This window comes from Bacteroidia bacterium, from assembly GCA_039924845.1.
Classification (GTDB): domain Bacteria; phylum Bacteroidota; class Bacteroidia; order DATLTG01; family DATLTG01; genus DATLTG01.
Genome location: JBDTAC010000021.1, coordinates 1 through 10,540 on the forward strand (window position 1 = coordinate 1; position 10,540 = coordinate 10,540).

General features: G+C 36.8%; 10 protein-coding genes and 1 pseudogene. 3 read left to right on the forward strand and 8 right to left on the reverse strand.

Annotated elements, in window-relative coordinates; all coding sequences use genetic code 11:
* Positions 1-8: 8 nt before the first annotated feature.
* The gene (locus tag ABIZ51_02520) at positions 9-1,028 is read left to right on the forward strand and encodes an NAD-dependent epimerase/dehydratase family protein (GenBank protein MEO7087652.1); all 1,020 of its coding nucleotides are present in this window, start codon (positions 9-11) and stop codon (positions 1,026-1,028) included.
* A 59-nt stretch (positions 1,029-1,087) separates the two neighbouring features.
* Entirely contained in the window at positions 1,088-1,708 is a 621-nt protein-coding gene (locus tag ABIZ51_02525) for a hypothetical protein (protein MEO7087653.1), read from the forward strand.
* 18 nt (positions 1,709-1,726) lie between these two features.
* Here the strand turns inward: ABIZ51_02525 and arsB are convergent, their stop codons facing one another.
* The 8 genes and pseudogenes from arsB to ABIZ51_02565 form a co-directional block, all read right to left on the reverse strand.
* Positions 1,727-2,794 (reverse strand): ACR3 family arsenite efflux transporter, encoded by a 1,068-nt coding sequence (gene arsB, locus ABIZ51_02530; protein ID MEO7087654.1) that lies wholly within the window; start codon positions 2,792-2,794, stop codon positions 1,727-1,729.
* A 40-nt stretch (positions 2,795-2,834) separates the two neighbouring features.
* The gene (locus tag ABIZ51_02535) at positions 2,835-3,218 is read right to left on the reverse strand and encodes a DUF983 domain-containing protein (GenBank protein MEO7087655.1); all 384 of its coding nucleotides are present in this window, start codon (positions 3,216-3,218) and stop codon (positions 2,835-2,837) included.
* 126 nt (positions 3,219-3,344) lie between these two features.
* Positions 3,345-3,890 (reverse strand): YceI family protein, encoded by a 546-nt coding sequence (locus ABIZ51_02540; protein MEO7087656.1) that lies wholly within the window; start codon positions 3,888-3,890, stop codon positions 3,345-3,347.
* A gap of 18 nt (positions 3,891-3,908) precedes the next feature.
* Positions 3,909-6,044, reverse strand: a pseudogene (locus ABIZ51_02545) (sodium-translocating pyrophosphatase).
* Positions 6,045-6,149: 105 nt separating this feature from the next.
* Positions 6,150-7,502 carry an MATE family efflux transporter gene (locus tag ABIZ51_02550; GenBank protein MEO7087657.1) on the reverse strand — a complete coding sequence of 451 codons (1,353 nt, stop codon included), beginning with the start codon at positions 7,500-7,502 and terminating at the stop codon, positions 6,150-6,152.
* A 141-nt stretch (positions 7,503-7,643) separates the two neighbouring features.
* The gene (locus ABIZ51_02555; protein ID MEO7087658.1) at positions 7,644-7,985 is read right to left on the reverse strand and encodes a hypothetical protein; all 342 of its coding nucleotides are present in this window, start codon (positions 7,983-7,985) and stop codon (positions 7,644-7,646) included.
* Between the two features lie 42 nt (positions 7,986-8,027).
* On the reverse strand, positions 8,028-8,786 hold the full coding sequence (locus tag ABIZ51_02560; protein MEO7087659.1) for a hypothetical protein: 759 nt from the start codon (positions 8,784-8,786) through the stop codon (positions 8,028-8,030).
* A 286-nt stretch (positions 8,787-9,072) separates the two neighbouring features.
* Positions 9,073-10,140, reverse strand: coding sequence for a tyrosine-type recombinase/integrase (locus ABIZ51_02565; protein MEO7087660.1), 1,068 nt, complete (start codon positions 10,138-10,140; stop codon positions 9,073-9,075).
* Between the two features lie 191 nt (positions 10,141-10,331).
* Between ABIZ51_02565 and ABIZ51_02570 the strand changes: the two genes are divergently transcribed.
* Positions 10,332-10,540: hypothetical protein (locus tag ABIZ51_02570; GenBank protein MEO7087661.1), on the forward strand; the 209-nt coding region annotated here is incomplete at its 3' end.

Consider the following 10,540-nt stretch of genomic DNA (forward strand, 5'->3'; position numbering starts at 1 on the left):
AGTAGAAAATGATTTTAGTAACAGGTGGAACAGGTTTAGTAGGCAGCCGACTTTTATTCGATTTAGTTAAATCCGGAGAAACCGTAAAAGTGCTGAAACGTCCTGAAAGTGATATTTCGAGCGTTAAAAAATTATTTTTTCAAAATGGAGATCATGATGAAAACCTTTTCAAAAAAATTTCTTGGATAGACGGAGATATTCGCGATTTTTTTTCGGTAATGGAAGCCATGCAAGATGTAGAGAAGGTTTACCATTGTGCTGCCTCCGTTTCTTTCAACAGAAAAGATAAAGAAATTATTTTTAAAACCAACGAGCAAGGAACCGCAAACATGGTGAATGCCTCGTTGGTAAAAGGAATTAAGAAATTTTGTTACGTTAGTTCCGTAGCTACGTTAGGAAAAACACTTCATAAGGAGTTGATTACAGAAGAAACTTTTTCGGATATTTTGGTGGACAATTCCAATTACGCAAACAGTAAATATGCCGCTGAGCGCGAAGTTTGGCGTGCAGCAGCAGAAGGATTGAATATGGTTATTGTTAATCCATCTATTATTTTGGCTTCTGGAAATTGGCGAAAGAGCAGTGCGTCAATGTTTCTGCAAGCGTACAAGGGATTGCCTTTTTATACTTCTGGAAGTGCTGGTTTTATTGATGTTCGTGATTTATCCAATAGTATGATTCGCTTAATGGAAAGTGAAATTACGAAGGAGCGTTTTATTATTTCGGCTGAAAATTGTTCGTACAAAACTATTTTCGAGATGATTTGTAAAGAGCTCGGCAAAAAAGAACCGAAGCTAAAAGCAATTCCTTTTTTAACCGAAATAGCTTGGCGTGCAGAGGCTTTAAAAAGTAAAATTACAGGCAAACAAGGAGCACTCACCAAAGAAATAGCACGCGCTTCTCAGGAAAAAAATTATTTTTCAAATGCTAAAATTAAAAAGGCTTTAAATTATGAGTTCCTGCCTTTGCAACAATCGGTAAAAGATATTTGCGCGATTTTTTTACAAGAAGTTTCGCTGAAAAAATAATATACCCTTTATGCTCCTTGCAATCATTTTCTTTCTACTTTCGTGATGAGAAATAAGAAATGAATATCTTTAAAAAAATAATTTTCCTGTTTGCTATTACAGCCGTTGGTTTTTCTTGTAACGACGACAATCATTCCGACACGAATCGTTCGCCGAAAAAATCTTTTTTATCTTCTCTAAAAAAATTGGGAATCAAAAACAACGATTCTACGTCCACTATTTTTATCGCTTATGGAAGTGTTTTTGCTTCGCTGATGAAAAATGATCAAGGTATTTTTCGTGGTTTACATTTCGGAATGAATCCTGAAAATGTAAAAAAAAGCGAGGAAATGAAGCCAGACGAAGACGATAAAGATTATTTATTTTACACCATTCCATTTGATACAATTGCTGCCGACAGCAATAATTATTATACAATTAGTTACAGTTTTGACGAACGCGGAATGAGCGAAATAAAAGCAGAAGTTTTTTTTAATACAAACCAAGATGCAGCTCAATTGGTAAAAAAACTGGAAGATTTTTATGAAAAAAAATATCAACAACCCATTACCGAAAACGAAGCCAGCATTTGGACTGTACGCGATCCGAATTACGGAAAAATTAAAATTGCGATGAGTGATGAAAGTTACGAATACGGTTATGGCAAAATCACGCTTTCCTTCTACAACGCGGATTATTGATTTTAGGACTTCAAAAAATTATTTTTTCAAATAATATTTATTTCGAAATCGCAGCGCCACATTCACTAATAAGATTAACGCAGGTACTTCTACCAAAGGTCCAATTACACCTACAAATGCTTGTCCGCTGTTAATGCCGAAAATTCCAATAGCTACAGCAATGGCTAATTCAAAATTATTTCCGGTTGCGGTAAATGCAATGGCAGTATTTTGAGAATAATCTGCTCCTAATTTTTTTCCAATAAAAAAACTCATCAAAAACATAATTGCAAAATACAAGACCAAAGGAATCGCAATTTTTAAAACATCAAATGGAATGGCAACAATTAAATTCCCTTTCAAACTAAACATCAATATAATAGTGAAAAGCAGTGCAATTAGCGTAATTGGCGAAATAAAAGGAATGTATTTTTGGTTAAACCAATCCAATCCTTTCCACTTAATTAATACAACACGACTGATAATTCCGAAAGAAAAGGGAATGCCCAAATAAATAAAAACACTCTTAGCAATTTGCGAAATGGTGATATAAATGACGCTACTTTTTACGCCAAATAATGGAGGTAAAACAGAGATAAATAAATAGGCATAAAAACTATAAAACAGAATTTGAAAAATACTATTTAAGGCAACTAATCCTGCCGCATATTCTCTGTTTCCTTCCGCCAATTCATTCCAAACAATAACCATTGCAATGCAGCGTGCAATGCCGATGAGAATAAGTCCCATCATATATTCCGGTTGATTGTGAAAAAAAATAATTGCTAAAAAAAACATCAATAAAGGACCAATAACCCAATTCAGTAAAAGTGATACTCCTAAAATTTTCGGATTCTTAAAAACCTCACTCATTTTTTCGTAACGCACTTTCGCTAAAGGCGGATACATCATTAAAATCAAGCCAATTGCTATAGGAATATTGGTTGTTCCGCTCGAAAATAAATTAATAACATCAGCAGAGTGCGGAAAAAAATAACCAATGGAAACACCAATAAACATGGCTAAAAAAATCCAAAGTGTTAGAAAGCGATCTAAAAAGCTCAATTGCTTTCGCTGATATGTGGGAGTACAATTATTTACAGACATACGTTTAGTAGCAGTTTCCTTTACCTGATTTTAGTTTCTTTTATTCTAAATTGATTTTATAATCCACGAAAAAATTTATCCAGATTAATCGCGCCCAGCGAAAAGTAAAAGGAACCAATAAAACTTCTGTTACCGTAATTACGCCAACGTACCACCAAGGGTTGGTATCGGCAGGAAAAATCAATTCTGTGATTCCCCACATCACAACAAAAACCAATACGTTTATGCCGTAGCTCACGTACATGGCGCCCCAATAAAATCCTGTTTCTAATTCGTAATTCTGTCCACAAACGGAACAAGGATTGGCTAATTTACCCGCCATTTTTAAATTGAATGGATTTTTAGAAAATAAGAAATCTCCTTCGTGGCAGCGCGGACATTTATTGTACAAAACGCTGTAAGCTTTGCTTTTTTTTGGAAACATAAAAATTCTATTTCTGGTCATTCAAAGGTACGGAAAAGCGAGGTTGAAAAAATAATTTTTCGGAGCATAAAAAAAGCCCCGTTTTAGGGAGGCTTTTTTTCGCATTCAAAAAAATAATTTTTCGAATTACATTTTCGAAGTTTCTACTGAGAAATTAATTTTCACATCGGAACCTATCATTGCGTTGGCTGTTCCAACGTGATAATCGGTACGATTCAATGAAAATTCTCCGGCAAACGTATATGTTTTCATCGTCATGCCTTTCATTTGAAGTGAATCAGCACCTACGTAATTGAAAGGAATATCAACGGCTTTGGTTACATCTTTTATCGTTAAATTTCCTTTAGCGATGTATTTGTATTTCGGATTATTTACCGCCAATTCAATGTCTGTCGCTTTAAATTTAATGGTCGGAAAACTATCTGCGTTAAAATAAGCAGGCGTTTGTAAATGTTCGTTTCTATTGTCGTTATTGGTGTTGATGCCTTTCACGATGAAACTTAATTCCAGATCTGAATTTTTTAAATCTCCATTTAATTTCACAAAACCTGTGTCAATGGTCATCAAACCATTTGCTTCGGAAAGCATGTGAGAAATAGTGAACCCAACAAAAGAATGCACTTTGCTCAACACGAACGTTCCGTTTAAAGGCGCCATGTCTTGCGAAATCATTTTTGTGGAATCACTTGTTGTTTGTGTAGTTGCCGACGAAACAGGAGTTGGTAAATTATTTTTTTGAACCAAATGTGGCGCAATTACCAAAGAAACAATCGACATTAATTTAATTAAGATATTCATGGATGGACCAGAAGTATCTTTAAATGGATCTCCAACAGTATCGCCAGTAATAGACGCTTTGTGTGGATCGGAACCTTTAAAATATTTTTGTCCGTCGATGATAACGCCTTTCTCAAAAGATTTTTTTGCATTATCCCAAGCACCACCTGCATTCGATTGAAAAATCGCCATCAACACACCCGAAACAGTAACTCCGGCAAGCACGCCACCCAATACTTCCGCACCAAAAGCAAATCCGACAATAACTGGAGCAAGTAATGCCAAAGCACCTGGCAACATCATTTCACGAATAGCAGCTTTAGTAGAAATAGCAATACATTTTTCGTATTCCGGCTTTCCGGTTCCTTCCATAATGCCTTTTATTTCACGGAATTGTCTGCGCACTTCTTGTACCATTGCCATCGCAGCGCGACCAACAGCAGAAATAGCCAAAGCAGAAAACACAAAAGGAATAACACCACCGATGAATAAACCGGCAAGCACTTTTGCATTCGAAATATCAATTACGCTGATATGTGCAGCGCCCATAAAAGCAGCAAATAAAGCCAAAGAAGTTAAAGCGGCAGAAGCGATTGCAAAACCTTTCCCTGTAGCAGCAGTTGTGTTTCCAACGGCATCCAAAATATCTGTTTTTTCACGTACTTCTTTCGGAAGTTCACTCATTTCGGCAATTCCACCTGCATTATCGGCAATCGGACCGAAAGCATCAATGGCTAATTGCATTGCTGTTGTTGCCATCATTCCGGCAGCAGCAATAGCTACTCCATATAATCCGGCAACGGCATACGAACTTACAATTCCGCAAGCCAATATTAAAATAGGCAATGCAGTACTCATCATTCCTACACTCAATCCGGCAATGATATTGGTGGCGTGTCCGGTAGAAGATTGTTGTACAATCGAATTAACAGGACCTTTGCCCATAGAGCAATAATATTCGGTTACCATGCTGATTAATGTACCAACGGCTAAGCCGATTAAAACAGCGTAATAAACGCCCATTGATGTAAATGTGATTCCTCTCAACATTAAAGTAGCAGGAAGCATCCAGCGAATCAAGAAATAAGAAGCAATTGCCGTCATAATTACTGCCGACCAATTACCGATATTTAATGCTTTTTGAACGTTTCCGCCGTCTTTTACTTTTACGAAAAACGTAGCGATGATAGAAAATAAACTTCCAATTCCGCCAATTACCAAGGGCAATAACACAGGAGAAATTCCACCAAAATGATCTGTTACTTTTATCTCTCTTCCAAGCACCATGGTGGCAAGAATAGTGGCAACGAACGAACCGAATAAATCGGCACCCATACCGGCAACGTCACCTACGTTATCACCTACGTTATCTGCAATAGTAGCAGGATTGCGAGGATCATCTTCCGGAATACCAGCTTCTACTTTTCCAACTAAATCTGCTCCAACGTCAGCCGCTTTGGTGTAAATACCACCTCCTACGCGGGCAAACAAGGCAATGCTTTCTGCACCCAAAGAAAATCCAGTAAGAACTTCCAAGGCTTTTTCCATCTCCGCACCATTTACATCGCCTGTTTTAACAAACATTATTTTAAACACGATGAACAAAGAACCTAAACCAAGTACCGCAAGTCCGGCAACGCCCATTCCCATAACAGAACCTCCGCCGAAAGATACAGCAAGCGCTTTAGAAAGACTGGTACGTGCAGCTTGTGCCGTACGAACGTTTGCTTTTGTAGCGATACGCATTCCGATAAAGCCTGCCAATACGGAGAATATAGCTCCAAAGATAAAAGCAACTACGATAAAAGGAGATGAGTTTTCACCAGTTGATCCCAAATAAAACAAGAAAACGCTGGCGATAATAACATAATACGAAAGCACTTTATATTCTGCTTTCAAAAATGCCATTGCTCCATCGGCAATGTATTTTGCGATGGTGGTCATTTTTTCATTTCCTGCGTCTTGCTTGGTTACCCAAGCCGATTTGATGGCGGTGTAAATCAAGGCAATTATTCCGAAAAATGGAACGATGTAAACTATGTTTTGCATAAAATTATTTTTTGTTAGGTTATCTTTTTCAATTAATTAGATGATTATTTTCCCATTAAAGGGCTGCAAAAATAGAAAATAAAACCGTATTTCAAAAATGGCTTTTTAAGCAGTGGCTTTTATGCCTTTTAAAATGTGTTTGAATCGTAAAAACAACAATCCCGCGGAAGCGGTAAGACCGAGTAGAAGTCCGTACCAAACGCCTTGTACGCCCATTCCGAATTTGAATGCCAAAAGATAACTGCAAGGTAAGCCGATTGCCCAATAGGCAATAAATGTAATAAGCGTAGGGATTTTCACATCTTTCATTCCTCTCAACAATCCCAATCCAACTACTTGAATGCCATCCGATAATTGAAAAAAGGCAGCAATGACAAGCAAAGAAGAAGCAACTGAAATGACGTTTGGATCATTTGTAAAGATCAAGGGTAATTTATTTCGGAACAGAATAAATAAAATGGCGCTACACGTCATAAAACAAATCACCATAAAATAAGAGCTAAAGCCGACATGTTGAATACTTTTTTTATTCTTTAATCCAAATTGATTTCCGATGCGGACGCAAGATGCTGCCCCCAAACCGCTTGCGACCATATAGGTAATGGCGGCGATGCTCAACGCAATTTGATGTGCGGCTAATGGAACGGCGCCAATCCAGCCCGTCATGATGGCAGCAAAAGAAAAGGTGGCTACTTCAAACACAAATTGAAAACCAGTGGGAACACCGATTCCGATTATTTTTCGAATTAGAGGAATGGAGTAAAACGCTTCGTCTGAAAAGAAATTTTTCCAATACGGTTTAAAATAGGCATCGTAAAACACATATAAAAACATTCCGATAGCCATAAAAACCCGCGCATAAAAACTTGCCCAACAGGATCCCATAATTCCCATGGGTGCCATTCCGCATTTTCCAAAAATAAAAATATAGTTGAGAATGACATTGAGAATATTTCCTGCAATGCTGATTAACATAGCGATGCGCGTGCGTGAAAGTCCTTCGGCAAATTGTTTAAAGGTGAAGAAAAAACTCAAGGGAATCATCGAAAACAATAAGACTGAAAAAAATGGAATCGCCAAACTCACAATGTTTGTGGGCTCTCCGAGATCTTTCATTAAAGGTGTAGCGAAATATAAAAAAGCAAAAAGGACGATGCCGGTAAACACATTTACGAGCAATCCGTTTTTTAATAATAAGGCAGATTCATGTTCGTTTTTATTGCTATCGGCAATAGCAACCATGGGCGTAATACCAAACGAAACACCGATTCCGAATACAAGCACCGCCATAAAAACACTGTTGGCAAGTGCGACCGCTGCTTGTGGAATGGTTCCGAGATGCCCAACCATCGCAGTATCCACAACGCCTACCATTATTTGTCCTAACTGACTTAGACAAAGCGGATACGCTAACAAAGCGGTTGTTTTATGGTGTTTAATGTATTCTTCGGTAAACATTTTTCTAAAAATTGCGCGAAGGTACGATTTAGCCGCAAATCCAAATACTACCTAAACAAACTGTTTGAAATATTCTTTTTTCAGGCAATTGTTCCCCCTAAAACGGAATGCTTGATTATAAAATGACGGGAACATTCCCACTCAACGTTTATACGCTTTTTGGGACACACTTATAACATGCTCCATCAAACGGTGTACATGCTCCATCAAACAAGTAACATGCGCCATCAAACAAATGACATGCGCCATCAAACGAGCAACATGTGCCATCAAACAAATAACATGTGCCATCAAACAAATAACATGCGTCATCACACAAATAACATGCGCCATCACACGAGTAACATCTGCCATCAAACGAGTAACATCTGCCATCAAACAAATAACATCTGCCATCAAACAAATAACATCTGCCATCAAACAAATAACATGCGTCATCACACAGTAATCGTGCTTTATAACAAATTGGGGAGGGATATTCAAAAAGAAAGCCCTCTTTTTTAGGAGAGGGCTTTTCAGGATTTATTAGAATCTGGCTCGTGTAAACTTTATTCTGCTTACCTGCCTGTATTCCGGGCTGTTTGTTCCAAACACAGACTTGATGTATTTTTTTATTTCAAGTGCTATGTGGTGGATTCCGGTATCGCTGTCGTACATGATTTTATTGCGTGCGATGCGGGCATTGCTGAGAGCAGTTGCTTTGGCAATAACGGCAGTGTTGGCTGCTTTGATTGCAGTGAGCATGGCGCTTAACTTTGTTGGAGTAAGCTCTGTTTCATTTGGTGTATACAAAGGCTCTGCATGCAAAGTGCTTATTAAACGGGCTAAATGCTCTGTTTGGTTATCATAGCCTGTTTGTGCCGCAGAGATTTCTTTGGATGTCGGAACAGGCTGCGGTGTACCTTCCGCAACTGGTTCTTGTACCAACAAGTGTATATGTGTTGGTGCTCTGCGACCTTGTATTTTTCGCAAAATTGCTTTTGCATTGGCAACAGTGAGTGCAGTAGCTCCGCTTACCTCCAAGGCATTTACTATGCGAGTACTCAATTTGCGAAGCGGTTGAAAAAGTATCGCTCTTTCGTTGGTCGCATTGTTAAAATCCGTAATGGCAGTGTTTAGCTCATCCATTTTAGTTCGTGCTTCGAGCAACAATGTTTGTAAAGCTGTTAGCTCGAACTGTGCGTTGGAGGGTTGATAAGCGGTTTTGTACCCTTCGCAAAAAGAAATTAAATCTTCAAAATTGGCTGCGTTCTTAACGTTGCCTGTTTCTCTGTTCTTTTTCATGATTTCTACGGTTTTTTTATGATTAGTACTGCATTTATAATTCTGAAAACGGCTTAAACAAAAAAATATTGTGCGAGAAAGAGAATTGATGTTGGAGAATTGATAATGTAAAATTGAGAATGTATAAGAATTTGAAAATGTACCGATGTGCATTAGAGGTAGTACTGGGTAGCGCCAATGAAAATAGTTCAATAATATTGGATGGTAACAATTTTTGGGAAACTGACACTTCTTAGCTTTAAGACATCTTAATCTTCTCTTTAAAATTAAGTAAATTTGGTTTAGATTACAAATCGTCAAGAGGACTCTGAACTTTGCCCAGCGTTTGTCTTCCTATTTTTGCATAAATTTCTGTTGTTTTTATATTTTTATGTCCCAATAATTTTTGAATAAAAACCATGTCTGTTCCAATTTCTAAAAGATGTGTGGCATAACTATGTCGCAAACCGTGGATTCCAATAACTTTATTGATATTTGCTCTGATCATAGCACGTTTAAAAACTGCTTGAACGCTTCTAATTGAATATTTATCCTCAAATTGACCTTCAAATAGATATTTTATAGGCTTATACTCTGTGTAATAAAGTCGAAGTTCGGGAAGAATAGATTTCGGCAAATTAACAGCACGATCTTTTTTTCCTTTTGCTTGTTCAATGCGTACCTGCATGCGATTACTGTCTATGTCTGCGATTTTAATATTAACAACTTCACTCACTCTCAAGCCCATGCCATAAGCTAATTTCAGCATTAGTTTATGCTTTAAGTTTGGAGTAACATCAAATATTTTTTTTATTTCTTCTTTACTTAGCACTTTTGGGAGACTCTCTCCTTTTCGTGGTCGAGGAACAACATCTATAATTTCAGGCTTATTGAGCACTAATTTGAAATAACCTTTAACTGCATTAATTCTACTATGAATTTGGTTTTCTGATAATTTCAATTTTTTTATACAATATAAAAAATACGCATTCAGCCGCTCAGTGGAGAGTTGATTTACATCATGTCCTTTTAATTCCATTAGCAATTGAGCAAATTCTCCTAAATATGTTTTTATAGTAAGTGGAGAATAGGCACGTTGATGCAAGGTATTTCTAAAAAGTGTAAATGCGTGACTATTTGTTCCTTGAATTTTTGTTTCATATTGACTTCCTATTTCATTTTTTTCCAAACCTAAACGTTTACGGTATAAACTGGTATCGGCTACGTACCAGCATTTTTTACTTTGCGACCACTTTGCTCCAGGAAACTCTTTTTTAAATGCATTTAAGTGTAATGGATTGTATTCAAAATGGCACATAATTACCTTTTGATTGCTGTGTTCTGAAAATGTACAATTAAGAAAATAAAATTTCATTTAAATATTTTTTACGAATATAATTATATTTTTAGATATTAATAATACGCATATCATTTTCAGTTTATCTGTTTATATAACAAGAAATTAAAAAAAAGATTTTACTTTTGCTTGAAATTAATTATATTCGCCAATAAGTATGTTGCCTGCTACCTTATTCAACACTTCAAACTTCATAAGTATTTAAACACATGGACAAAATAAAAGCATTAGCGTTAGAAAAAGAAATAAAGGGAACTACATTAAATGGATATGAAGTTATAGAGCTAATTAATAACGGAAAGTCTGCGGCAGTTTTCAAAGCAAAGAAGGACGCCAATTTTTTTGCGTTGAAAGTTTTTGACAACGAACTCATTGAAAGGTTCGGACACGAGATTCAAACAAAAAGAATTGAACAAGA

Excerpts from the sequence above, each read along its gene's own strand:
- ABIZ51_02520 (MEO7087652.1), top strand. The coding sequence starts at position 9 with ATGATTTTAGTAACAGGTGGAACAGGTTTAGTAGGCAGCCGACTTTTA.
- ABIZ51_02525 (MEO7087653.1), top strand. The coding sequence starts at position 1,088 with ATGAATATCTTTAAAAAAATAATTTTCCTGTTTGCTATTACAGCCGTT.
- arsB (MEO7087654.1), bottom strand. The coding sequence starts at position 2,794 with ATGTCTGTAAATAATTGTACTCCCACATATCAGCGAAAGCAATTGAGC.
- ABIZ51_02535 (MEO7087655.1), bottom strand. The coding sequence starts at position 3,218 with ATGTTTCCAAAAAAAAGCAAAGCTTACAGCGTTTTGTACAATAAATGT.
- ABIZ51_02540 (MEO7087656.1), bottom strand. The coding sequence starts at position 3,890 with ATGATTTCGCAAGACATGGCGCCTTTAAACGGAACGTTCGTGTTGAGC.
- ABIZ51_02550 (MEO7087657.1), bottom strand. The coding sequence starts at position 7,502 with ATGTTTACCGAAGAATACATTAAACACCATAAAACAACCGCTTTGTTA.
- ABIZ51_02560 (MEO7087659.1), bottom strand. The coding sequence starts at position 8,786 with ATGAAAAAGAACAGAGAAACAGGCAACGTTAAGAACGCAGCCAATTTT.
- ABIZ51_02565 (MEO7087660.1), bottom strand. The coding sequence starts at position 10,140 with ATGAAATTTTATTTTCTTAATTGTACATTTTCAGAACACAGCAATCAA.